Here is a 24509-nt window from a genome sequence, read left to right as displayed (position 1 = left end):
TCACCGCCGCCGCTTGACCTCGTCGTGCGGCTAGTTCGGGGCGGCTTCGAGCATCGCCTTCAAGTCTGCCACGACCTCATCGAGTTGATCGGCGGCATCGGCAGCGTCCGTCGCCACAACGCGGCGCGCCGCGTTGATCCGATCCTGGATCGGGCCGATCGGAAGCTCGCGTTGCGCCGCCGCGATCATCAGGCGGAGCGCTTCGACGCTGAGGCGCTGGAAGCGGGCGACGTCACCTTCCGCGCCCGGGCTCGCGGCAACCGCGGGAGGCTGTGGCGAGAGTTCCGTCGGGGATGGCGCCTCCTGCGCGCCGCGGGCGGATTCCTCGGCTGCGCCGCAAGCGGTCAGCGCAAGGCAGACGGCCAACGCCAGGGCTCTGCCGGCAGTCACGAGGCTACCGTCCCGCGGCGGCGATTTCTTCGCGGACGATGTCCGCGAACGTGTCGTAGGGAGCGGCGCCAAGAACCGCACGGCCGTTGAGGAAAAGGGTGGGCGTGGAAGAGACGCCGTAACTGTCGCCGATCTCCATGTCGCGTTCGACCGTGGCGGTGTGCCGGCCGCTGTCGAGGCACTCGGCGAAGGCGTCGGTGTCCAGTCCGAGGTTCTCTGCGTACGCGTGCAGCTCGTCGACGCTGAGGGCGCCCTGGTTGGCGAACATCGTGTCGTGCAGCTCCCAGAAGCGGCCCTGCTCGTGCGCGCAGTTGCCCGCTTCCGCCGCCTTGAAGGCGTCCGGGTGGGTCGGAAGTGGATAATCCTTGTAGACGAAACGGATCTGGCCGGTGAACTCCTCGAGGAGCCGTTCAATCGTCTCGGTCGCGCGCTGGCAGTAGGGGCAGTCGAAATCGGAGAACTCGACGATTTGCACCGGCGCCTCCGCGGGCCCCCGCGCCGGATCGTCCGGGAGCGTTTCGATAGTCTGCCGCGGAGCATCGAGCAGGACGACGACATTACCCGCCGCTTCCCGCAGTTCGTTCGTGTAGGCGTGCAGCGCCTGCATCGGACGCTGTTGCTCGATGGCGGCAACGATCTCGGGCCGGAGATCCTCGATCGTCTGATCCGGAAAACGGTCCTTGTTACGGTCCCAGAGCAACTGGATCTCTTCTTCGGTTATCTCCAGCGTCCGGCTGGGCAATTCGGCAATGAGCAAGTCCTCACGGGTCATCCCGCGGGCGGCCGCTTCACGTTCTATCAGCTTGTCGCCGAGCAGTATGTCGAGGGCGCGGCGCCGCGTGTCGTACAGCTCCTGCAGCATGCGCAGGCGCGACGCCGCGTCGTTATCCCGCCACGCCGCCTCCAGCTCGCCGAACGTCACCTCGATATCACCGATGCGTGCCACGACGTCGCCATCCGCCTGCTGGGCGGCCACCGCTACGCCGCCGAACGCCAGCGCCAGCGCCAGCGTCGTCGCAACGACCGCGACCGCCGGTGCACTCAAGCGCCGCGCCAACCTTCGATATGCCCTGATCATGCCGCCGACTGTACACCCCGCCCGCGTGCGCGTCCATGCGGGATCGTGCGTGACCATGCGCGATAATGCCGGCCCGGTGCCTTCTCATCGCATCACGGCGCGAGCGCCGCACGGACACGCGGGCGAAACGGCGGTCCGGACGGATGCCTCCGTCGTGACGGCGTACCTGGAGGATGCGGCGCACTTCCCGGGTGGGCATGCCGCTGGCGTGGCGCGACCGGCGACAGAGGCGGACGTGGCCGCGCTCGTTACCGGGGGCGCCCGGATCCTGCCGGTCGGCGCCCAGTCTTCCCTTACCGGCGGAGCGACGCCCATGGGTGAAGTGGTCGTCGACATGCAACGGTTCGACCGGATCGGCCGCATCACCGGCGACGAAGTGACTGTCGAGGCCGGGGTGCCGATCGCGACGCTGCAGGCGGCGCTCGCGCGGAGCGACCGGTTCTACCCGCCGGCCCCCACATTCGACGGCGCGTTCGCGGGCGGCGTCGTGTCGACCAATGCGGCGGGCGCGGCCACGTTCAAGTACGGCACGACGCGGGACTGGGTGCGACGGCTGACGGTCGTCCTTGCGTCGGGTGAAGTGCTCGACATCGCGCGAGGCGAGACTACCGCGCATCCGGACGGCTGGTTCGAGGTGGAAACGGCGGGCGCGGTTCGGCGCGTGCCGGCGCCGCCCTACCGCATGCCGGACGTGGTGAAGTGCTCGGCCGGGTACTTCGCCGAGCCGGAAATGGACCTGATCGACCTCTTCATCGGCGCGGAGGGAACGCTGGGCGTCGTCACGGGAATCACCTTCGCCGTCGTCATGCCCGCGCCGCGCATTGCGATGGTCTGGATCCCGCTGCCGAGCGAAGCGGCCGCGGTGGCCCTGGCGGGGAGCCTGCGACAGGCTGCCCTCGACTGTTGGCGAACGGACGGCGTGTCGGGCGTCGACATCGCGGCAATCGAACATCTCGATGCACGCAGCCTGCAGATCGTCAGTGAGGATGGGGCGGCGCGGCGGCAGGGGATCGCGTGGCCGGACGGCACGGAGGTGGCCCTGCTCGCGCAGATGGAGCTGCCGGCCGGCAGCGCCGCCGCAACCGATCCGGCGTCAGCGTATGCCGAGATCGCCGGTGCGCTGTCGGCTGATGCCGCTGACCTCCCGCTCGTGCGCCTCTGCCGACAGTTGGCGGAGGCCGGCGTGCTGGACCGGACCGAGGTCGCACTCCCCTCCGACACCCGCCGGCAGGCGCGATTGCTCGCGCTGCGCGAAGCGGCGCCCGAAGGAGTCAACCGACGCGTCGGTGACGCGAAGCGGCGTTCGGAGACGGGGATCGCGAAGACCGCGGCCGACATGATCGTGCCATTCGACCGTTTCGAGGAGAGCCTCGCGCTGTTCCGCGAGGCGTTCGACTCGCGTCGCCTCGACTACGCGATCTGGGGGCACATCTCCGACGGCAACGTGCATCCGAACGTGATCCCACGTACGATCGATGACGTGAGACGGGGCCGCGAGGCGATTCTCGACTGCGGGCGCGCGATTGTCCGTCTCGGCGGATCGCCGCTGGCGGAACATGGAGTCGGGCGCAACGAGGTAAAGCAGGCGCTGCTGCGGCAGTTGTACGGGGACGACGGGATCAACGCCATGCGCGCCGTCAAGGCGGCCCTCGATCCGGACGGCGTGCTCGCGCCGGGAGTCCTGTTCCGATGAAGTGGTTCTTCCTGCACTGGCTGACGACCGGCATTGCGCTCGGCGTCGCGGCCTGGATCCTGCCCGGCGTGACGATCACGTCGCTGCCGGCCCTCGCCGTCGCCGCCCTCGTGCTCGGCCTGGTGAACAGCGTCGTCAGGCCGGTGCTGCTCATCCTCACGCTGCCGCTGACGGTAATGACGCTCGGCGTCTTCTATCTCGTGGTCAACGGTGTCGCGTTCGCGCTCGCCGCGTGGATCGTGCCGGGCTTCCAGGTGGCGTCGTTCTTCTGGGCCGTGGCGGGAGCCGTCCTGGTCGGCCTGATGTCGATGTTCATCGGCAGCTTCCGGTCTCGCGAACGCGACCGGTTTCGCGCGTAGGGTCACGCCCGCCCTACAAGGCGGCGCGCCGGAGACGCAACGCGTTCCCAATCACCGAGAGCGAGCTCAACGTCATCGCCGCGCTCGCCCAGATCGGGCTGATGAGAAGGCCGATCACCGGATAGAGCACGCCCGCCGCCACCGGCACGCCAACGCCGTTGTAGACGAAGGCGAGGAACAGGTTCTGCCGGATATTGCGCATCGTCGCCCGGCTCAGGCGACGCGCCCTCACGATGCCCCGTAGGTCGCCGCGCACGAGCGTCACCCCCGCGCTCTCCATGGCGATATCGGTGCCGGTGCCCATCGCGATCCCGACTGACGCCGCGGCCAGCGCCGGTGCGTCGTTGATTCCGTCCCCCGCCATCGCGACGATCCGCCCCGCCGCCAGTTCTTCCGACACGATCCGCTGCTTGTCCGAGGGCAGCGCGTCGGCATGGATATCGTCGCGTCCGATGCCGACCCGTGCCGCCACCGCGCCTGCCGTCACGCGATTGTCTCCCGTCGCCATCACGACGCGGATGCCCTCCGCCCGCAACAGGCCCACCGCCTCGGCCGCGGCCTCCCTGACCGGATCGACCACCCCGATGATCCCTGCCGCCTCACCGTTGAGCGCCACGAACACGACGGTTTCGCCACGCTCACGCGCCCGCTCCGCATCCTCGGCCAGCGCGGCAGCCTCCACGCCGCGTTCCGCCAGGAACGTCGCTGCCCCGATTACTACCGGCCTGCCCTCGACGCGCCCGGCAACCCCCTGCCCCGGCCGGTACTCGAATTCCTCGGCCGCCGCCGCAACGGCGCCCCGCTGTTCCGCCGCCTCGACGATGGCCGCCGCGAGGGGATGCTCGCTCGCCCGCTCCAGACCCGCCGCCAGACGCAGCAGCTCGTCCTCCTCCAGTGGACCCGAGACCGTCCCGACACGCGGCCGTCCCTCCGTCAGCGTGCCCGTCTTGTCGACGATCAGGGTGTCGACGCGCGCAAGCGTCTCGAGCGCCTCGGCGTCCCGGATCAACACGCCGGCGGTGGCTCCGCGGCCCGTGCCGACCATGATTGCCATCGGCGTGGCGAGGCCGAGCGCACAGGGGCACGCGATGATCAGGACGGCGACGGCGCTCAGCAGCGCGAGGGCAAGGCGCGGTTCCGGCCCGACGAGGGACCAGGCGATGAAGGCGACAACGGCGACCGACACGACCGCCGGAACGAAGACGCTCGCCACCTGGTCCGCGACCCGCTGAATGGGTGCGCGGCTGCGCTGGGCGTCGGACACCATCTGGACGATTCGCGCCAGCAGGGTGTCGCAGCCGACCCGCTCGGCCCGCATCAGGAGACCGCCGGCGCCATTCACCGTGGCGCCCACGACCGGCGATCCGGCCTCCTTCTCGATGGGAATCGGTTCGCCGCTGACCATCGATTCATCGACCGCACTGCGCCCCTCGGTCACGACGCCATCCACCGGGATCCGATCACCCGGCCGCACGCGCAGGATGTCGCCCACCTGGACGTCCGCAAGCGGCACGTCCGCTTCACCTGCCGCCGTCACGCGGCGCGCCATCGGCGGCGCAAGGTCGAGCAGCGCCCGCAGCGCTCCGCCGGTCCGGTGACGCGCGCGCAGCTCAAGCACCTGGCCCAGCAGGACGAGAACCACGATCACCACCGCGGTGTCGAAGTACGGCTCGACCCCGCCGTTCATCCGGAAGCCGTCGGGGAAAGCGCCGGGGGCAATCGTGGCGGCGGCGCTGTAGACGAACGCGGCGCCCACTCCCAGGGCGATCAGCGTGAACATGTTCGGACTGCGGTTCACCAGCGATGTCCAGGCGCGCTCGAAGAAGGGACGGCCCGCCCACAGGACGACCGGCGCCGCGCAGGCAAGCTGCAGCCAGTTGGAAACCGCCCGCGAGATCGGCAGTCCGCCGGCGCCCGCCACCATCTCCGTCATCGCCAGCGCGAACACCGGGAATCCGATCGCCGCCGCAATCCAGAAGCGGCGCGTCATGTCGATCAGTTCGACATTCGGCCCCTCGTCCGGCGTCGCCCCGAGCGGTTGGAGCGCCATGCCGCAGTTGGGGCACGGCACGGGTTCCGTCTCGCGGACGTCCGGGCACATCGGGCAGACGTACACGGCGCCCGCAGGGACGGGCGAACTACCGGCCGCCGTCGGAACACCATGGGCGGCCGGCGATGGCCGGTCCGGGCGCGCGGCCTCTTCGGTCGGCGCGGCGTGGTGGCCATGCATCATGGGGACGGTTGCGGCACCGCCGGAAGCCTTCAGGAAGGCCTCGGGATCCTGCTGGAAAGCGGCGTGGCAGCCGCCGCAACAAAAGTGATACGTCGTGCCGCCGTAGTCGAACGAGAAGCGGGACTGCTCCGGATCCACGGTCATGCCGCAGACCGGGTCGCGGGTAGCGACGGACATGAATTGATGATAGCCGCAGTGGCCGGACTCAACGGCCCGTGGTGAAACCTCCGCTACATTCTCGGTGTGACGCGGGGCTTCACCACAGGCTGCTAATCGCCGAGAGCCTGCGCCACGAACTCCGCTTCGGGGAGGGCGCCGACTATCTCGATCGCGTCGTCCACCACCGTCTTCGGCACGCCGGTGACGCGGTACCGTTGGGCGAGGTCAGGGAACTCGGTCGCCTGGATCACCGAGGCGGTGATGCGCGGGCTCGCGGCCGCAAGACGCAGGGCCAGGCTGACCGCCTGGGGACAGAACCGTCAGGTGGGCGTCACGAAGACGCGCAGATTGACATCCCGGTCGAGCGCATCGACGGTATCGAGGGTCTCGTCGCTGAGGGCCGACTTCCCGGCCGCCACGGCCGCCGCGCCCCCGGCGGCGACCAGTTCGATCGCCTCGACGATGGACTCCATTTCGAAACCGGCGGGCACGCCGTAGTAGCGAAAGCCCACGTCGCCCGCACCGCCATCGTCATCGCCGCCGACGACCGCAAGGGCGGGCGCCCGGTCCACGCCGTATCTCGCCGCTTCGTCCTTGTCGAGCACGAGGTTGTGCTCGACGACCGTCAACTGATCGGACGCCGCGACAATTCGGTCGACGATCTGCCGCGCCATCAGGCAACTGTCACAACCGAACGTCTGCGTGAAGAAGACCAGCCGCACCGGCGAGTCGAGTGCCGCCAGACGGGACTCCAGACGGGACGCGCCGGCGAAGTCCATTACTTGAATAAATCGTCGAACGCCTGCCGGGCGCTGGCCGCGTCAGGCGACGGCTCGTCCGGGGAAACCGACTGTGGCGCATCTTCGTCCGGCACGGTCGGCGCCGGCGCCGCGCGGGAATGGGTTTCCCTTTCTACAGTGACCCGCGCTTCGAAGAACGTGCAGTCGTTCCGCGCATCCTTGGGCGATACGCGCTTCGTGATGGGCTGGGCGCACTCCAGCGTCTGACTCGTATCGAACCAGGTGCATTGCGCGCAACTGTGAAGGTCGGCGCCACATCCCTCACACTGGGTATCGAACCGGATGAAAGCGGAGTCGATCGCCTGCCCGCACCGGTCGCACTTCATCACTTCCCGGAAGGCGGGCATGTTCATCGTGCGCGGCTCGCGCGAACCGTATCCGCGACGCGGGCGGCCATCTCCCTTCGGGCGGCGTTCCCGATCGAAGACGTGCTCCGGCCGATCGCGTTCGTCTTCCTGATAACCGCGCTGGCGGTACTTTCTCGACATGGAGCCGGGCGGGTACTTCCTTCCTAACTCAACTAACCGGCGTTTGTCCAGATCGGCCGCCGAGCGCAGGTGCGCCGACGCCTATGCCGGTACGCTCGGTCAGCGTGCAACGGGGCGCGGGGTCACCACTCTTCCTTGTCCGTGTCGAGGCCCGCCTCCCGAGCCGCCACCTCGATATCCGCCATTGCCCGGGCGTTGCCGCAGGTGAGCAGCATCGTGCGGCCGGGCGGCATCCGGGAGCGCACCGTCTCCAGCGTCAGGTGCCGGGGCAATCGGGGCCGCACGGAGCGCTCCAGGGCATGCTCGGCCTGGTCGATTCCGCTTCCTGCCGCGCGCGCCGCAGCGAGGGCCGCCTCCTCCGCGGCCGGCAGCCCAAGGACACTGCGGAGCACGTTGTTCCCCCGGCCAACGCCCACGAGGCCCGCGGCCCGGTCGCGGTCCGTCGGCCGGCTGACCGTCGGAAGATAGACGAAGTCGAGGGCATGCGCCCGTTCGATTTCGAGCAGTTCCGCATGGTACGCCAGTTCCTCATGCGTCCGGTTGGCGTGGATCAGTGTGAAGCGCCGGTCGTCGCGACGCCCGGTCACGGCATCGTTGTGCAACTGCTTCACCATGGAGATGAACGGCGCCAAACCGGTTCCCGACCCGACCATGACCACGTGGTCATAGCCGCCGGCCCGTTCCGCCAGCGTAAACGTGCCGACGATCCGTTCGACATACGTCAGTTGCCGGTCGTTGTCCGTATCCATCCGAAGCAGGACGGAACTCAGCCGCCCCGACAGTCCCCCGCGGCTGAGCTCGAGAACGACGTAGAATTCCAGGTAGCCATAGGCCTCCTGCTCCCAGGGCGCGGACGCTATCGTGTACGGGCGGACCACACGCCCGGTCCGCACCGCCCCCGTGTCGTCGGTGTCCTCGACGTACCTCGGCCGTCCGTCCGGCCACTCGCCGTCCCGCTTCGTGAGCGGGGCATCGTCACGCCCCAGCGCGATGTACTGGCCCGCAACCGACGGCGGAAAGGCGTACCCCACCTCGGGGACGACACGAAATATCGTGAGAATGGACGATAGATCGCGCTTGTAGACTATTGTTCCGGCCCGTCGCGTGGGCATGGCCCCCATTATGTCCCCGTCGTCACCCCCTGCCGCCATAAGCCGATCCCGGACGGTCTGATACGATGCGGGGAAGGCTCCAATGGCTTCGCTGGACGAACTGAAGATCGACCGGTCCCGCCGCCGCTACACGTGGATCGCTCCCTTGATGGGGGTGATCGGAGTGATCGCCATCACCGGCGCCGGCGGGCTCGCGGCATGGCGGTGGTGGGACGCGTCCCAGGTTCCAACCGTTCGGACGGCGGCGGTGCGGCAGACTGTCGCGGGCGATCAGCAGCCCACCGTGCTAAATGCGTCGGGCTACGTGACGGCGAGGCTGCAGTCCACGGTTTCCTCGAAGGTGACGGGACGGATCACCGAAGTGCTGGTGGAAGAGGGTATGGAGGTGCGCGAGGGGCAGGTTCTCGCGCGCCTGGATGACTCGACGGAACGGGCACGACTAGCGCTGACCGAGGCGCAACTACAGGCCCAAAGGGGCGCGCTGGCCGAAATGGAAGTCCGTTACAACGAGGCGATCCTCGACCTCGAACGGCAGGAGCGGCTGCTTGAGGAAGGGATTGTCGGCCGGGCCGAGTTCGATACCGCCAGGGCGGAAGCGGATTCCCTGCGCGCGCGGATCGCCAATCAGCGGGAACAGATCATAGTTGCGGAACGTCAAATCCACCTGCAGAGGACCGCGATCGACGACATGGTGATCCGGGCGCCGTTCAGCGGAGTCGCGATATCGAAGGACGCGCAGCCGGGAGAGATGATTTCTCCCGTGAGCGCCGGGGGCGGCTTCACAAGGACCGGTATCTGCACGCTGGTCGACATGTCCTCGCTGGAGATCGAAGTGGACGTAAACGAGAGCTACATCGGCCGCGTCGAGCCGGAACAGCGGGTGGTGGCGAACCTCGACGCCTACCCGGACTGGGACATCCCGGCGTCGGTCATCACGACAATACCGGCCGCCGACCGGCAGCGGGCGACCGTGCTCGTGCGAATTGCGTTCGATGAACTGGGCGATCCGCGCATCCTGCCCGACATGGGCGTGAACGTGGCGTTTCTGGAGGCGGGAGAGCCGGCTGCGGTGGCTGATGCGGACCCGGATGCGGAACCGCGGCTCTGGATACCGGCGAATGCGGTGCGGAACGAGGGAGAGACGACGGCGATCTTCCTCCTCCGGGGCGATACGGTGGAGCGGCGGGCGGTGACGCTCGGGATCGAGGATGGAGCGGATATCGAGGTGCTGTCTGGGGTGACATTGAGCGATCAGGTCGTGGTGGAACCGCCGCCGGCACTGGTCGACGGGGACCGGGTCCTGGCAAACTAGTCGGCCGCGCCGCCGCCGGAAGGAGCCGGCCGGTCCGGGCGTCTCGCGGCCCCACGGAAACGAGCATGAGCGAGAACGGATCACTGGTCGACGTGCTGAACCTGCACAAGGAGTTCCGGCGAGGCTCGGAGCGGATTGACGTGCTCAAGGGGCTGACCCTCGACATGCCGCAGGGGGATTACCTGGCCCTGATGGGGCCTTCCGGTTCCGGGAAGACGACGCTGCTCAACCTGCTGGGCGGCCTCGACCGGCCGACCGACGGCTCGATCACCGTCGGGGGCGACCGGATCGACCGCATGTCGGGCGGCAACCTCGCCCACTGGCGCGCCCGGCACATCGGCTTCGTCTTCCAGCTCTATAACCTGCTGCCCGTACTGACCGCGGAACGCAACGTCGAGCTGCCGCTGCTGCTGACGCCGCTCTCGCGATCCGAACGCCGGAAGCACGTGGCTACGGCGCTCGACGTGGTCGGCCTCTCGGACCGGGCGAAGCACTATCCCCGTCAGCTTTCCGGGGGACAGGAACAGCGCGTGGGCATCGCGCGCGCCATCGTCACCGACCCGACGCTGCTGCTCTGCGACGAACCCACCGGCGACCTTGACCGGAAGTCGGGCGACGAGATTCTCGACCTGCTCGACGCCCTGAATCGCGAGCACGGCAAGACCATCGTCATGGTGACGCACGACGCGCACGCCGCCGCCCGCGCGCGGCGAACACTCCACCTGAACAAGGGAACGCTCTCGACGGAGCCGGTCGCATGAAGTACCTGCCGTTCGTCTGGAAGAACCTCTTTCGGCGGAAGACGCGTACCTTCTTTACCGTCGCGTCGATCGCCGTCGCCTTCATCCTCTTCGCATACCTGATGGCGGTGCGGCAATCGTTCAGCATGGGCGTCAGCGTCGCGGGCGCCGACCGTCTGCTGGTGAGTCACAAGGTGTCGCTTATTCAGCCGCTCCCCGAGAGCTACCTGGGGCGGATTGCCTCCGTCGACGGCGTCGCGGACCTCAGTTTCTCGCAGTGGTTCGGCGGCATCTACCAGGATCCGCGTAACTTCTTCCCCCAGTTCGCCGTCGATCCCGAGAGCTACCTTCGCCTGTACCCGGAGATCGTCCTGACGGACGGCGAACGCGATGCCTGGTTCCGAAACCGGACCGGCGCCATCGTCGGGCGTAGTCTCGCCGATCGGTTCGGCTGGGAGGTGGGTGACCGGATCCCGCTGCAGGGGACGATCTTCCGAACCGCCAATGACGCGCCGTGGGAGTTCACGATCGACGGCATCTTCGAGCCCGGCGAGGAAGGTTTCGACACGCAGATCCTGTACTTCCACTACGAGTACCTCGCCGAAGCAAACTCGCTCGGGGAACGGTTCGTCGGCCAGTACGTCATCCGGGTGGAAGACCCGGACGCGGCGGACGCGATCGCGGCCGCGGTGGATGCCCGCTTCGCCAACTCGCCGGCCGAAACGAAGACCTCCACCGAATCGGCGTTCGCGCAGGCCTTCGCCAATCAGGCGGGCAACATCGGCGCCATCATTTCAGCCGTCCTTGCCGCCGTCTTCTTCACGATCCTGGTCATCGCCGGCAACACGATGGCGCAGGCGGTCCGGGAACGGACGAGCGAGCTGGCGGTATTGAAGACGCTCGGATTCACCGATCGGAAGGTCCTGATGCTCGTGCTGCTGGAATCGTTCGCGCTCGTGGCGGCGGGCAGCGGCGTGGGGCTCGGAATCGGGTATCTGTTCATCCGCGCGGGCGATCCGACCGGCGGCTTCCTGCAGGGGTTCCACGTCCCGCCGGGCGACTGGGTGCTCGGCATCGCGCTGGCGGCGGGGCTGGGCCTTCTGACTGGCATACTTCCCGGCGTGCAGGCCACGCGCCTGCGGATCGTCAACGCTCTCCGAAAGGTATGAACGGCCGCCAGCGAAAGCGGACACGATGCGCTTTCTGACCCAGATCTTCGCCGTCACGGGCCTCACGTTCCGCACGATTCCGGAGCGGGCCGGATCTTCCGCCGTCGCCGTCATCGGCGTAACCGGCGTGGTGATTGTCTTCGTCGCCGTGCTCTCGATCGCCGAAGGGTTCCGCGCCGCCATGGTCGGCGCCGGCTCTCCCGACACCGTCATCGTGATGCGGGGCGGCAGCGACACGGAGTTGAGCAGCGTGCTCGACCTGGAGAGCGCCCGGATTGTGAGTGACGCCGCCGGGGTGCGACGGGACGACGGCGGGCCCGTGGCGTCCGCGGAACTGTTCGTCGTTGTCGACGTCCCGAAACGGACCACCGGAACCGTGGCGAACGTGCCGCTGCGCGGGGTCGAGCCCGCCGCGTTCGCCATCCGGGACGAGTTGCGGATCGTCGAGGGGCGCGCCTTCCGTCCCGGCACGAACGAGATCATCGTCGGCCGGAGCGCCACCCTGCAGTTCGCCGGCCTGGACCTGGGATCGACGCAGCGCTGGGGCGAGAGCGCCTGGGAGGTGGTCGGGGTCTTCGAGGCGGACGGAACCATCGCGGAATCGGAGATCTGGTGCGATGCCCGCGTCCTGGGTCCGGCGTATCGGCGTGGCGACAGCGTGCAGTCGGTCTTTGCGAAGCTCGAATCGGCCGACACGGTCGACACTTTTCGCGATGCGCTGACCACCGACCCGCGCCTGGACGTGATGGTGGAACGCGAGACCGACTACTACGCGGGGCAGTCCGAGCTGATGACCGGCATAATCCGGGGCGTCGGCACCGTCATCGCCATCCTCATGGGCATCGGCGCCGTCTTCGGAGCGATCAACACGATGTACAACGCGGTCGCGACGAGGACCCGCGAGATCGCGACGCTGCGGGCGCTAGGGTTCTCAGGCCTGCCCGTCGTCATCTCGGTGATGCTGGAGTCGCTACTGCTGAGCGTGACGGGCGGAGTGATCGGCGGCTCGCTCGCCTACCTGGCCTTCAACGGCTATCAGACCGCGACGCTCAACTTCCAGACGTTCAGCCAGGTGGCGTTTTCCTTCCTGGTCACGCCCTCGCTGGCGGTTCAGGGGATCGTCATCGCCGTGGTCATGGGCTTCTTCGGCGGCCTCTTCCCCGCCATCCGGGCCGCCCGCCTGCCGGTGGCGACCGCGCTCCGCGAACTCTGAGGCGCCGGGCCGGGCGCTCCAATAGCGCCTTGCAAGCGGGCACCGGGTCAACTAACCTTCGTGGTGGTGCGCCTGAAGCTATCGCTCGCGCTCATCGTGCTGGTGCTGGTCGTGCTGCTGCCGTCGATGGCGGAGCTGTACACGGAGTGGCTCTGGTTCGGCGAAGTGGACTACCAGGGCGTGTTCCTCAAGAGCCTGACCGCGCGGGCGCTCGTCGGCGTCGCCGCGTTCCTGGTCGCTTTCGCGTTCCTCTTCGGCAACCTCCGCTTCGCGGTGCGGCGGGCGCGGCGGCCGTTCGTCATCTTCACCGGCGGCGGCGACCTGCAGCCGATCATCCTGGAACGGCATCACCTTGGCTTCCTGGCGCTCGGGATCGCTGCATTGGTCTCGCTCTTCGTCGCCGGCGTGGCGTCAAGCCGCTGGATAACCGTCCTGCAGTACCTGGAGGCGACGCCGTTCGGCGATGCCGATCCGCTGTTCGGACGCGACGCCGGTTTCTACATCTTCACGCTCCCGATGCTCGACCTGCTTCGCGTCGGCCTACAGTCCATCGTGATGCTGGCTGTCGCGGGGGCGGCCGGCGCGTACATCGTAGCGGGTGAGATCTCGCTCGATCAGGCCGGCTTTCGCGTCGCCTCGGCCGCGCGGCAGCACCTGCTGCTGCTGGCCGCGCTGGTATTCGTTCTGTTCGCCTGGGGAGCGTACCTCGACATGCCGCGCCTGCTGACGACTCCGGCCGGCATCGTTCACGGCGCGTCGTATGTCGACGTGACCGTCCGTCTTCCAGTCTTCCGGATCCTCATGGCGGTTTCCGCGCTCGCGGCGGGGGCGGCGCTCTACGCCGCGTTCGCTTCGACCACCTGGCCGGTCGCGGCTGCGGTGGGCCTCTATATGGTCGTCTGGGTCGGTGGCGGGGCCGCCGCCGCGCTGACGCAGCAACTGGTAGTGACGCCGGACGAGCAACAGAAGGAAGCGCCCTACATCACCCACAACATCGCCGCGACGCGCACCGCCTTCGATCTGGACGCCGTAGAGGAGCGGGATGTCTCCGGCGACGCCCTGCTTACGATGGACGACATCGCGAACAACGCCGAGACGATCAACAACGTCCGGCTCTGGGATCATCTGCCGCTGCTCGACACGTTCGGGCAGATCCAGGAAATCCGGACCTACTACGAGTTCGCATCGGTCGACAACGACCGCTACGTCATCGACGGCGAGTACCGGCAGACGATGCTGTCGGGCCGCGAGCTCAACTCGGACAGCCTGCCGAACCGGTCCTGGGTGAACGAGCGGCTGCAGTACACGCATGGCTTCGGCGTCGCGCTCGGGCCGGTGAACCAGGTGACGCCGGAGGGCTTGCCGGTGCTGTTCATTCAGGACCTGCCGCCGACAACGGAGACCGACCTCCACGTCGAGCAGCCGAGCATCTACTTCGGTGAGCTGTCCAACGACTACGTAGTGGTCAACACGAACACCGACGAGTTCCATTACCCGGAGGGTGACGACAACGTCTCGACCCGCTACGACGGCACGGGCGGGATCGAGCTCGGGAACTTCTTCCAACGGTTGCTCTTCAGCCTGCGCTTCCGGTCGTACGAGGTCCTGGTCAGCGGACAACTCAACGCCGACAGCCGCATCATTTTCCACCGGAACATCTCGGACCGCGTGGCCACCATCGCCCCGTTCCTCCGGTACGACGCCGACCCGTACCTGGTGATCGCCGACGGCCGGCTGTACTGGATGCGGGATGCCTACACCGTTAGCGACGACTATCCCTACTCGAGCCCGGTAGGGGGCGGCATCAACTACATCCGCAACTCGGTGAAGATCGTGATCGACGCCTACAACGGCGACACCACGTTCTACCTGGCGGAGCCGGACGATCCGATTGGCGTGACGCTCGGGAAGATCTTCCCCGGCTGGCTCCAGCCGCTCGACACGATGCCGCAGTCGCTGCGCGACCACATCCGCTACCCGGAGGGTATTTTCTCGCTGCAGACGGCGATGTACTCCACCTTCCACATGACCAACCCGGCGGTCTTCTACAACCGCGAGGACCAGTGGGAAGTGCCGGTTATCGACAACGAGCAGATGGAGCCGTACTACACCATCATGCGGCTGCCGGGAGAGGAGCGGGCCGAGTTCATTCAGATGCTCCCCTTCACGCCGCGCGGCAGGAACAATCTGGCCGCCTGGATGATCGCGCGCAGCGACGGGGACAATTACGGCAGGATGCTGGTGTTCCAGTTCCCGAAGCAGAAGCTGATCTTCGGCCCGTCGCAGGTCGTCGCCCGCATCAATCAGGACCAAGTGATCTCGCCGCAGATCACGCTGTGGAACCAGCAGGGCTCCGAGGTGATACAGGGGACGCTGCTGGTCATCCCGATCGAGGAGGGGCTGCTCTACATCCGGCCGCTCTACCTGCGCGCCTCGGGCGGGCGGATCCCGGAGCTCACACGCGTAATCGTCGCCTACCAGAACCAGATCGTGATGGAGGAGACGCTCGACCAGGCGCTCGATCGGCTGTTCACCGACGGACTGCCGGGACTGGGACCACCGACATCGAATCTGCTGATGACCGACGCCGCGCCGGACGTTGATCCGGGCGCCGTCGACGGCGGGGCAGGCGCTTCCATACCGGCTGCCATGACCGGCGACACCTTGGCCGTCGGCACCGCGCTGGCCACCCGGGCGCAGGATCACTATACGCGGGCCCTGCAGGCCCAGCGCGATGGCAACTGGGCTCTCTACGGAGCAGAGATCGAGCGCCTCGGCGAGATCCTCGAGGAACTCCAGGAGAACGAGAACTGAGGAGTGGAGACGAGATGACCAGAGTGCACCGGCAGGGACGACCTGTGGCGGTCGCGGCGGCGACCCTCGCCACCGTCGCGCTGTTGGCCGCCGCGTGCGGTCCGGGCGAGCCGGAGATGGTGGAACCGACGCCGGGTCTTCTGGCGTTCACGGGGGCGAAGTTGATCACCGGCGAGGGCGACGCCATCGACAACGGCACGATGATCGTGCGGGACGGGATGATCGAGGCCGTCGGCGCCACGGACGCGGTCGAGGTTCCGGCCGACGCAACGACCGTCGACCTCAGCGGCCGGACCGTCACCCCGGGACTGGTCAATGCCCACGGCCACGTGAACAACGTCCGCGGCCTCGAGGCCGACCCGTCGTTCTACACCGAGGAACACGTCGCGGATCAGTTGGCCCTCTATGCCCGCTATGGCGTGACCACGGTGGCGAGCCTGGGCGGGGACGGTCCGGAGGGGGTCGCCGTTCGTAACCGCGAGGACGCCAGCCTCACGCATGCGCGGATCCGTGTCGCCGGACCCGTCGTGGTCGCCGACGACCCGGAGGAGGCGGTTGCGATCGTGAACGAGATTGCCGACATGGGGGTCGACTTCATCAAGATCCGTGTGGACGACAACCTCGGCAACTCGCAGAAGATGACGCCGGAGGTGTACAAGGCGGTCATCGACGCTTCCCACGCCCGCGGCCTGAAGCTGACGTCGCACATGTACTATCTGGAGGACTCGAAGGGGCTGCTCGAAGCGGGCAGCGACTTCCTGGCCCACAGCATCCGCGATGCCCCGGTGGACGACGAGATGATCCGCCTGCTGCAGGAAACCGGTGTCTGCTATTGCCCGACGCTGATGCGCGAAGTATCGACCTATGTCTACGAGGACCGGCCGGACTGGTTCGATGATCCGTTCTTCCTGCGGGACGCGGATCCGACGGTGATGGCCGCGCTTCAGGAACCGGAGCGCATGGAAGGCGTTCGCAACAGCTCCAGCGCCCAGACCTACAAGGCGCAGTTGCCGCTGGCGATGGAGAACCTGAAGACGCTGCACGATGCCGGCATTCCGATTGCGATGGGGACCGACACCGGGCCCGCCGCCCGCTTCCAGGGCTACTTCGAGCACGGTGAGCTGGAGTTGATGGTGGAGTCGGGCATGACGCCGATGGAGACGATTCTGGCCTCGACGAGCGTCGCCGCCGACTGCCTCGGCATCGAGGGCGTCGGCCGTCTGGGGGCCGGCAATCATGCCGACTTCGTCGTCTTCACCGCGGACCCGTCGGTCGACATCGCGAACAGCAAGACCATCGAGTCGGTCTGGATCGCCGGCAACGAGGTGCCCGGCAGCACCAGCAACTGACGCCGGCTGGACGTGATCCGCACCCGGCCGGACACTACGCCGGGCGGGTGCGTCCGCACGCGAGCCCCACGACGTGCCCACGCGAAAGACGCTCTATCTGGCGAATCCGTACGGTTTTTCCGGCCAGTTGAAGACCGGACCCCTCCAGGCGCTGGTTGCCGCGCTGGACGCGGCGGGCGCCGAGGTGTGGGAGCCCTTCTCTCGCAACAGCCAGGCGGACACGCAGGGCGCAGGTTGGGCGTACCGGATCGGTCAGGCCGATGTACGTGATGTCCGCGATGCGGATGGGATCTTCGCCGTGGTCAACGGCTGTCCGCCCGACGAAGGCGTGATGGTGGAGCTGGGCCTGGCCATTGCCTGGGGAAAGCCCACATTCCTCTTTCGCGACGACTTTCGCCGCTGCACGGACAGTGTGGACTACCCCCTCAACCTGATGCTCTTCACCGGCATGCCCCAGACCGGGTGGGAACGCTACTGGTACACGTCCCTGGACGAGATTGCCGATCCCGACAAGGCGCTGGTCCGGTGGCTCCGGGGAGAACCGCTGACGGGGATCTGAACGATCTTACGGGGCGGTTACGCCCTGCTTCTTCCAGTAGCGGGCAAGACCGAGCCAGCACTGATCGATCGGGGCCGCGGCGGTGTAGCAGGCCGCCTCATCCTTCGGCAGATTGTCGGTGATGTAGGCATTCGCCCGCGCGATGAAACGGAACGCCTGCGCAACATCGTCGCCGCCCGCTTCGATCACGTTACGGGCAATGTCCGTCAAGGCCCGCAGATGTTGGACCGCGGCATCGAGGTGGAGGGTGACGTCCGTGTGCGGACCGAAGTGGGTAGTCAGCAGGGTCGAGGGATTCCAGGCCCGGATCAGTTCGATGCTGCTGATCCAGGTGTCCAGATCGACGTCCGGCGGGGGCGTCGGCGGCAGGACGAAGAGCGCCGGGCTCGTCCGCACGCCGGCGACGTCACCGACGAAGGCGATTCCGCTGTCTCGGTCGAAGAAGCTCACATGGTGCCAGGCATGGCCCGGCGTGTAGGCGACATCGAGACACCGGCCGGACGCCTCGATGCGCTCGCCGCCGGTCAGGACGTGCACGTTCGCCTCCGGAACCGGCAGGAACGCCCCCCAGAGCATGTCCATCTGCTCGCCATAGAGCCGGGTGGCGCTTGCGAGCAGCCTGCTCGGATCGATCATGTGCGGCGCGCCCCGCTCGTGGACGTATACGGTGATCTCCGGATTCTCGGCCAGCAGACTTCCCGTCGCGCCGGCATGGTCCAGGTGGATGTGGGTCAGGAAGATCGTCCGGAGGTCCGCGACCCGAATCCCGGCATCGTCGAGCGCCTGACGCAACGTGGCGAGACACGACGTCGGGCCGGGGTCGATCAGCGTGACACCGTCGTTGCCCTGCACGACGCTGGCCGCGATCACCCGGGGACGGCCCATGTGAGTCAGATCCAGGTAGCTGATGCCCGGCACGATCGCTTCCATGGGGGCGATTCTACTGTGCTTGACCCGGCGAAAGCGGTGTCGGTACGCTGGCGTTGGCAACGATGTCCAACCACGAAACCGACCGGCAGGTCGGCGGCGAGGTGCTTGAACGGACCGAGAAACGGACCGTCACCCCGAAGATGTACCGCGTCCTGCTGCTGAATGACGACTACACGACAATGGACTTCGTCGTCTCGATCCTCGAAGAGGTGTTCCAGAAAACACCCGCCGAGGCGTTCCGCCTGATGATGCTGGTCCACAACCAGGGCCAGGCCGTGTGCGGCGCCTATCCGTACGACATCGCGGAGACGAAAGTGGACATGGTGCGCGAGCTCGCCGCGCGTGACGGGTTCCCGCTGCAGGCGACGCTCGAGGAAGACGGCGAGTAGCGAGCCATGTTCAGCACGTCGCTCGAGTTCATTCTGAACGTCGCCTACCGCGAGGCGATGTCGCGCCGGCATACGCACCTGACGCTTGAACATCTCCTGTACGCGCTGGCGCACGACTCGGAGGCGGAGCGGATCCTCTCGGCCTGCGGCGCCGACCTGCCGGCTCTCCGAAGCACGCTCGACGAGTTCCTGTCGACGCTGGAGACGGCCGGGCGCCGCGAGCGGACGGGCGAGCCCGCACAGACCCTCAGCTTCCGACGCGTGCTGCAGACCGCCGTGCTGCAGGTCCAGAGCGCCGGCAAGGACGAAGTCCGTTCAGGCGACGTGCTCGCCGCCATCCTTCAGCAGCCCAAGGCGTACGCCGCGCAGGTGCTGGAAGAGCAGGGCGTGACCCGCCTCGACATCCTCAACTACATCTCGCACGGCATTACAAAGGTACCGAGCGGCAAGACGGACCGCGGCGGAGCGCGACAGGGCGCGGAGGCCGGCGCCGGCGCCGAGGATCGAGCGGCGGCCCGCGATCCCCTCGGGACCTACACCATCAACCTCACGGAGCGCGCGCGTGCCGGCAAGCTCGATCCGCTGATTGGACGAACCCCCGAGTTGCAGCGCACGCTGCAGATTCTCTGCCGGCGCCGAAAGAACAACCCGGTCTTTGTCGGAGACGCGGGCGTCGGCAAGACGGCCCTGGCCGAGGGTCTGGCCGCACGCCTGACGGAGGACGGCATCCCGGCGCGCCTCGCCGGCGCCGAGATCTTCTCGCTGGATACGGCGGCGCTCCTTGCCGGCACCCGCTACCGCGGCGATTTCGAGGAGCGCTTCAAGGCCGTCGTGAACGCCTTGGCGGATCACCCGATGCCCATCCTGTTCATCGATGAAGTCCACGCAACGGTAGGGGCGGGCGCCACGACGGGCGGGACCATGGACCTGGCGACGCTCATCAAGCCGTTGCTCTCGGCCGGCGATCTGCGCGTGATCGGCTCCACGACCTTCGAGGAGTTCAAGCAGATCGAGAAGGACCGTGCGCTGGCCCGGCGGCTCCAGAAGATCGTCGTTGAGGAACCGAGCGTCGACGAGACGTCGAAGATCCTCGAGGGTCTTCAGTCCCGTTACGAAGAACATCACGGAGTGACGTTCGCACCGGACACCGTGCCCGCGGCGGCGCGGCTGGCCAAGCGGCACCTGCGGGAATCCAGGCTGCCCGACGCGGCGATCGACATCATCGACGAAGCGGGCGCGACGATCGGGATGCGGCGGACGGCAAACCAGGACGACGAACGCGAAGAAGGCGCCCCCAGCATGACCGTTGCGGAAGCCGACGGCTCCACCGGGAGCGAACCGCCACGGGTGACGGTGGAGGACATCGAGCGGGTAGTCGCGCGGATGGCGCGCATCCCGGAGAAGCAGGCCACCTCGTCCGACAAGGAACGCCTCCGGACGCTCGACGAAGCGCTCGAACGCGTCGTCTTCGGCCAGACGGAAGCGGTCCGGACGGTAGTGTCCGCGATCAAGCGGTCACGCGCCGGCCTGGGGACCCCGGACCGTCCCGCCGGCTGTTTCCTCTTCACCGGTCCGACCGGCGTCGGGAAGACGGAGTTGACGCGCCAGCTTGCCATTCACCTCGGAAACGAGTTCGTCCGCTACGACATGAGCGAGTACATGGAGAAGCACGCGGTGGCGCGGTTGATTGGCGCCCCGCCCGGCTACGTCGGGTTCGAGCAGGGCGGGCTTCTGGTCGATGCCGTGCGGACCCACCCCTACAGCGTCGTCCTCCTCGACGAGATCGAAAAGGCGCATCCCGACATCTACAACATCCTGCTGCAGGTGATGGACCACGCCACGCTCACGGACAACAGCGGCCGCAAGGCGGACTTCCGCCACGTCATCCTGATCCTCACTTCCAACGCCGGATCCCGCGAAGCAAGCGCCGGCGCCATTGGCTTTGGCGACGATCGCGCGACGACCGCCAAGGGGCGGATGAAGGCGGCGATCGAGCGGATCTTCAGCCCGGAGTTCCGGAACCGGCTCGACGGGATTATTCCCTTCGATCCACTGACGCCGGCGACGATGGAGACGATCGTCGAGAAGTTCATTCTGCAGCTTGAATCGCAGTTGGCCGAGCGTCGAGTCGCCATCACGCTCGAGCCGTCGGCCCGCGCCTGGCTGGCCGCGAAGGGCTACGACCCGGTCTACGGTGCGCGGCCTCTCGCCCGCGTCGTACAGACGGAGGTGCGCACTCCGCTGACCGACGAGATCCTGTTCGGGAAGCTCGAACACGGCGGGACGGTCCGGATCGGCCTGACGGACGACACGTTGACGTTCGACGTGGAAGCATCTCGCGCCGGGGCGGCGGCGGATGACGATGGCGGCCCGGCCGAGCACGCTCCGGAAGCGGTCGAGTAGATGCGCCTCTACGTCGAACCGATGGACGCCGTGCTCGTGGAATTCGACATCGACGGACGGGTTCGCTTCGACGGAGAGGATTGGAGCACGCCATCCTTGCAGGAGACCCGCGCCATCCTGTACGCCGCCGAAGGAGAACGGGCGGCCCTCGAAGAGTTGACCGACGCGCTGGAGGGCGCCATCACCGCTTCTGATTCGCCACGCCGCGCGCCGGAATCGCGCGACTGAGCGCGGCACCTGGCGCGCGACCTTGTCCAGCCAGTCCAGCCCCTACGGCCCGGCGGCGCGCCTGCTCCATACGCTCGCGCTCGACCGTCCCTTTGTCGCGGAAACGTGGCTCGACCTCGAGGAGCTGCTCCACGGGCGCAGGCTCGCCACGGCGACGAACGGGCCCCACGTCTTCGTGGCCGGCCTCGCCCGCGCGGGAACGACCATGCTGATGCGGCTGCTGCACGCATCGGGCCGGTTCGCGTCGCTCAGTTATCGCGACATGCCCTTCGTCCTCGCGCCCAACCTCTGGGCGTCGCTTACCAGCCGGTCGCGCCGCGACATTCCGGCGCAGGAACGGGCGCATGGCGACGGCGTTCTGGTCGATGCCGATAGTCCCGAAGCGCTCGACGAGGTCTTCTGGCGGGTCGCCTGCGGTTCCGCCTACATCCGGCCCGACGCGCTGGTCCCGATGGCGGCGGACGACGACACGCTGGAGCGCTTTCGCCGCTATGTCGCGTTGATCCTGAAGCGGTATGGATCCGACCGTTACCTGTCGAAGAACAACAACAACGTCCTCAGGCTTCCGTCCCTTCGACGGGCGTTCCCCAACGCCAACCTCATCGTCCCGTTCCGGGATCCGCTGCACCAGGCATTCTCGCTATTGACGCAGCACCGGCGGTTCTCCGCACAGCAGCGCGACGACCCGTTCGCCCGCCGCTACATGACGTGGCTCGTTCACCATGAGTTCGGCCTCGACCATCGTCCGTTCGCATTCCCCGGGAGCGATGGGTCGGCCGACGCGGATCGTGAGGACCCCGGATACTGGCTGCGCCAGTGGATCGCCGCCTACACGCATCTCCTCCGACACCGCGAAGACGGCGCCGTCGACCCGATCTTCGTCGGTTACGAGTGGATGTGCGAGGCGCCGGACGAAGCATGCGCCACCCTGGCGTCACGGCTCGAACTCCCGGGCGCCACGCTGACGTTCACACCACGGGCTTCATCCACGGAGGCGCCGGAGATTGCCGATCGGACCCTGGTCGAGCGAGCCCGTGATCTCTACGCGGCCTTGCGCCGGGCAAGTCTCGGCTGAGCCGTCCGCGGGGGTGGAGTGCCGCGTCGCGAGATGACCGTAAGGTATACTGCCGTGGCCGCAGGGCCGATAACCCTTCTGATGCGACAGGCGATACGACTCATTCCGTTGCTGCTGCTGGCATGGGCGCCAGCCGCCGAAGCCTATGTCGGCCCGGGCGTCGGGCTCGGCGCGATTGCGCTGGTGGTGGGAATGATCGGATCGCTGGGTCTCTGGTTCCTGGCGATCCTGTGGTATCCCTTCCGGCGGATGCTGCACCGGCGGCGCCAGGCGATGAAGGGGACCGCGGACGCGTCCGACGCCCTCCCGGCAACCGGAACCCAGGCGGCTCAGGACTGAGCCGCGTTCCGATTGCGCCGCCCCGTAGGATCGTTCAGATCCCCGTCACGGTGGCGGCCCGCCGGGCGTCCTCGACGCCCACGACGACCTGGGCCGTCGGCTGATCCTCGACCGCCGTCGCGTAGGCGTATTCGACGTTGACCCCGGTTCCCGCCAGGAGCCTCGCCAGGTCCGCAAGCGCGCCCGGCCTGTTCGGCAGCTCGACAACGAGCACGTCGCGCTGCTCCGCCCGATAATCCGCTTCCTCGAGCGCGCCGGCGGCCCGAAGCGGATTGTCCACCACCATTCGGAGCGTACCCGCCGCCTCGACGGTGAGGGCGACAATATTCACCCGCGCGTCGGCCAGTACCCGGCAGACTCGATCGAGCGCTCCAGGGCTGTTCGGGAGCCTTAGGTACAGTTCCGTGCGCGCCGCCATGCCGGGAGCTTAGCGCCGGGGCTGGAGTATCATCAATAGACATGACGGTTCAGGCGCTGCCGGCCCTTCCGGTGGCGCAGCGCAGCGCAGCCTTCGACTACGCCATCCGCAGCATCGTCTCGGAAGCACGCAAAGTCGAAGCGGCCGGCCAGCACATCGAATACCTCAATATCGGCGACCCGATCCTGTTCGGGTTCCGGACTCCGCCGCACCTGATTGACGCGGTGGAACGGGCGATGCGGGATGGCCAGAACGGCTACACGCCGGCGGCGGGCGTCATCGAGGCGCGCGAAGCCGTGGCCGCCGACTTCGCCGCGCGCGGCCTGGCCGTCTCGCCTGACCGCGTGGTGCTGACGGCGGGAGCATCGGAGGGAATCGACCTTGCGCTCAGCGTCCTCGTCGACCGCAACGACGAAGTGCTGGTGTCGGTCCCGACCTACCCCCTCTACACCGGCGTGCTCGCCAAGCTGGGAGCGCGCGCGGTGTACTACAGAACGGATCCGTCGAACGGGTGGCAGCCCGATCTCGACCACATCGCCAGCCTGATCTCGCCACGAACCCGGGCACTCGTGGTGATCGACCCGAACAACCCGACGGGCGCCGTTTATGGCCCGGAGTGCCGTCGCGCCCTGATCGATCTGGCGGAGCGGCACAACTTCGTCCTCATCTCGGACGAGGGCTACACGGACCTGGCATACGGCGGGCCGGTGCCGCCGCTCGGCTCCTACAACCCGGACGCGCCCATCATTTCGTTCTCGTCGCTGTCGAAGGCGTACCTGGCGCCCGGTTGGCGGGCCGGCTGGATGGCGGTCGGCAGCAGTCCCCGCCTCGACACCGTGCTGCAGGCGATCAAGGACATGGCGGACGGCCGAATCTGCAGCTCCGGCCCGATGCAGTTCGCGGTGGCGGCGGCGCTGAACGGCGACCGGTCGCACCAGGCGGCGTTCCTGGCCGCGTTGCGGGAACGGGCAGCCGTGACGACGACGCGCCTGAACGCAATCGACGGCATCTCGTGCGTGCCGCCAGCGGCGGCGTTCTATGCAATGCCGAAAGTGGAACTCCCCCCGGGCCGCAGCGACACCGATTTCGTGCTCGATCTGCTGCGCGAGACGGGTCTGCTCTGCGTGTACGGTTCCGGATTCGGAACGGAACCGGCGGACGGCTACTTCCGGATCGTCTACTTGGCGCAGCCCGCCGTCCTGCATCGCTACTTCGACGCTATCGAAGCATTCACCGCGCGGTTTCTGGAGGGTTAGCCC

General features: G+C 67.7%; 24 protein-coding genes. 15 read left to right on the top strand and 9 right to left on the bottom strand.

Annotation, left to right across the window (positions count from 1 at the left end):
• Positions 1 to 30: 30 nt before the first annotated feature.
• Both F4Y45_02480 and F4Y45_02475 read right to left on the bottom strand, forming a co-directional pair.
• Positions 31 to 390, bottom strand: a complete 360-nt coding sequence (locus F4Y45_02480; GenBank protein MXY23374.1) for a hypothetical protein — start codon at positions 388 to 390, stop codon at positions 31 to 33.
• A gap of 4 nt (positions 391 to 394) precedes the next feature.
• Complete coding sequence (locus F4Y45_02475; GenBank protein MXY23373.1) at positions 395 to 1525, bottom strand: thioredoxin domain-containing protein; 1131 nt, start codon at positions 1523 to 1525, stop codon at positions 395 to 397.
• Here F4Y45_02475 and F4Y45_02470 point away from each other — a divergent pair.
• Together F4Y45_02470 and F4Y45_02465 are read left to right on the top strand one after the other, a co-directional pair.
• Positions 1467 to 3161 carry an FAD-binding oxidoreductase gene (locus F4Y45_02470; GenBank protein MXY23372.1) on the top strand — a complete coding sequence of 565 codons (1695 nt, stop codon included), beginning with the start codon at positions 1467 to 1469 and terminating at the stop codon, positions 3159 to 3161. The genes F4Y45_02475 and F4Y45_02470 overlap by 59 nt on opposite strands.
• Positions 3158 to 3520 (top strand): phage holin family protein, encoded by a 363-nt coding sequence (locus tag F4Y45_02465; protein MXY23371.1) that lies wholly within the window; start codon positions 3158 to 3160, stop codon positions 3518 to 3520. Before F4Y45_02470 ends, F4Y45_02465 begins: the two co-directional genes overlap by 4 nt.
• A 13-nt stretch (positions 3521 to 3533) precedes the next feature.
• Here the strand turns inward: F4Y45_02465 and F4Y45_02460 are convergent, their stop codons facing one another.
• The 5 genes from F4Y45_02460 to F4Y45_02440 form a co-directional block, all read right to left on the bottom strand.
• A complete protein-coding gene (locus F4Y45_02460) occupies positions 3534 to 5930 on the bottom strand; it encodes a heavy metal translocating P-type ATPase (GenBank protein ID MXY23370.1) in 2397 nt (798 codons plus the stop codon).
• 92 nt (positions 5931 to 6022) lie between these two features.
• Positions 6023 to 6208: a hypothetical protein gene (locus tag F4Y45_02455; protein ID MXY23369.1), complete on the bottom strand. Its 186-nt coding sequence runs from the start codon at positions 6206 to 6208 to the stop codon at positions 6023 to 6025.
• 24 nt (positions 6209 to 6232) lie between these two features.
• A complete protein-coding gene (locus F4Y45_02450; protein ID MXY23368.1) occupies positions 6233 to 6691 on the bottom strand; it encodes a hypothetical protein in 459 nt (152 codons plus the stop codon).
• On the bottom strand, positions 6691 to 7200 hold the full coding sequence (locus F4Y45_02445; protein ID MXY23367.1) for a hypothetical protein: 510 nt from the start codon (positions 7198 to 7200) through the stop codon (positions 6691 to 6693). Before F4Y45_02445 ends, F4Y45_02450 begins: the two co-directional genes overlap by 1 nt.
• Before the next feature lie 122 nt (positions 7201 to 7322).
• Complete coding sequence (locus F4Y45_02440) at positions 7323 to 8351, bottom strand: hypothetical protein (protein MXY23366.1); 1029 nt, start codon at positions 8349 to 8351, stop codon at positions 7323 to 7325.
• Between the two features lie 43 nt (positions 8352 to 8394).
• Between F4Y45_02440 and F4Y45_02435 the strand changes: the two genes are divergently transcribed.
• The 7 genes from F4Y45_02435 (at position 8395) to F4Y45_02405 (ending at position 17468) form a co-directional block, all read left to right on the top strand.
• Positions 8395 to 9624, top strand: coding sequence for an efflux RND transporter periplasmic adaptor subunit (locus F4Y45_02435; GenBank protein ID MXY23365.1), 1230 nt, complete (start codon positions 8395 to 8397; stop codon positions 9622 to 9624).
• A 65-nt stretch (positions 9625 to 9689) separates the two neighbouring features.
• Positions 9690 to 10385, top strand: a complete 696-nt coding sequence (locus F4Y45_02430; GenBank protein ID MXY23364.1) for an ABC transporter ATP-binding protein — start codon at positions 9690 to 9692, stop codon at positions 10383 to 10385.
• Positions 10382 to 11533, top strand: a complete 1152-nt coding sequence (locus F4Y45_02425; protein ID MXY23363.1) for an ABC transporter permease — start codon at positions 10382 to 10384, stop codon at positions 11531 to 11533. The genes F4Y45_02430 and F4Y45_02425 overlap by 4 nt, the downstream gene beginning before the upstream one ends.
• A 25-nt stretch (positions 11534 to 11558) precedes the next feature.
• Positions 11559 to 12746, top strand: coding sequence for an FtsX-like permease family protein (locus F4Y45_02420; GenBank protein MXY23362.1), 1188 nt, complete (start codon positions 11559 to 11561; stop codon positions 12744 to 12746).
• A 66-nt stretch (positions 12747 to 12812) separates the two neighbouring features.
• Positions 12813 to 15560 carry a UPF0182 family protein gene (locus F4Y45_02415; protein MXY23361.1) on the top strand — a complete coding sequence of 916 codons (2748 nt, stop codon included), beginning with the start codon at positions 12813 to 12815 and terminating at the stop codon, positions 15558 to 15560.
• Between the two features lie 14 nt (positions 15561 to 15574).
• Positions 15575 to 16909 carry an amidohydrolase family protein gene (locus F4Y45_02410; protein ID MXY23360.1) on the top strand — a complete coding sequence of 445 codons (1335 nt, stop codon included), beginning with the start codon at positions 15575 to 15577 and terminating at the stop codon, positions 16907 to 16909.
• A gap of 73 nt (positions 16910 to 16982) precedes the next feature.
• Entirely contained in the window at positions 16983 to 17468 is a 486-nt protein-coding gene (locus F4Y45_02405) for a nucleoside 2-deoxyribosyltransferase (GenBank protein ID MXY23359.1), read from the top strand.
• A gap of 6 nt (positions 17469 to 17474) precedes the next feature.
• On the opposite strand, the gene F4Y45_02400 is transcribed toward F4Y45_02405, so the two are convergent.
• A complete protein-coding gene (locus tag F4Y45_02400; GenBank protein MXY23358.1) occupies positions 17475 to 18398 on the bottom strand; it encodes an MBL fold metallo-hydrolase in 924 nt (307 codons plus the stop codon).
• A gap of 62 nt (positions 18399 to 18460) precedes the next feature.
• On the opposite strand from F4Y45_02400, the gene clpS reads away from it, so the two are divergent.
• The 5 genes from clpS to F4Y45_02375 all read left to right on the top strand — a co-directional run bounded on the left by clpS (position 18461) and on the right by F4Y45_02375 (position 22832).
• The gene (clpS, locus tag F4Y45_02395; protein ID MXY23357.1) at positions 18461 to 18787 is read left to right on the top strand and encodes an ATP-dependent Clp protease adapter ClpS; all 327 of its coding nucleotides are present in this window, start codon (positions 18461 to 18463) and stop codon (positions 18785 to 18787) included.
• Between the two features lie 6 nt (positions 18788 to 18793).
• Positions 18794 to 21190 (top strand): AAA domain-containing protein, encoded by a 2397-nt coding sequence (locus F4Y45_02390; GenBank protein MXY23356.1) that lies wholly within the window; start codon positions 18794 to 18796, stop codon positions 21188 to 21190.
• On the top strand, positions 21191 to 21418 hold the full coding sequence (locus tag F4Y45_02385) for a hypothetical protein (GenBank protein MXY23355.1): 228 nt from the start codon (positions 21191 to 21193) through the stop codon (positions 21416 to 21418). It begins immediately after the preceding gene.
• 22 nt (positions 21419 to 21440) lie between these two features.
• Positions 21441 to 22493, top strand: coding sequence for a sulfotransferase (locus F4Y45_02380; GenBank protein ID MXY23354.1), 1053 nt, complete (start codon positions 21441 to 21443; stop codon positions 22491 to 22493).
• 81 nt (positions 22494 to 22574) lie between these two features.
• Positions 22575 to 22832 carry a hypothetical protein gene (locus F4Y45_02375; GenBank protein MXY23353.1) on the top strand — a complete coding sequence of 86 codons (258 nt, stop codon included), beginning with the start codon at positions 22575 to 22577 and terminating at the stop codon, positions 22830 to 22832.
• A gap of 34 nt (positions 22833 to 22866) precedes the next feature.
• Here F4Y45_02375 and F4Y45_02370 read toward each other — a convergent pair whose 3' ends face one another.
• The gene (locus tag F4Y45_02370; protein ID MXY23352.1) at positions 22867 to 23250 is read right to left on the bottom strand and encodes an ACT domain-containing protein; all 384 of its coding nucleotides are present in this window, start codon (positions 23248 to 23250) and stop codon (positions 22867 to 22869) included.
• 41 nt (positions 23251 to 23291) lie between these two features.
• Here F4Y45_02370 and F4Y45_02365 point away from each other — a divergent pair, with 41 nt between their 5' ends.
• On the top strand, positions 23292 to 24506 hold the full coding sequence (locus tag F4Y45_02365) for an aminotransferase class I/II-fold pyridoxal phosphate-dependent enzyme (protein MXY23351.1): 1215 nt from the start codon (positions 23292 to 23294) through the stop codon (positions 24504 to 24506).
• The last annotated feature ends 3 nt before the right edge of the window (positions 24507 to 24509 follow it).

The organism is Acidobacteriota bacterium, from assembly GCA_009838525.1.
GTDB lineage: Bacteria > Acidobacteriota > Vicinamibacteria > Vicinamibacterales > UBA8438 > VXRJ01.
Note: the sequence above shows the minus strand (reverse complement) of the source record. Positions and strands in the feature narration are given on the sequence as shown.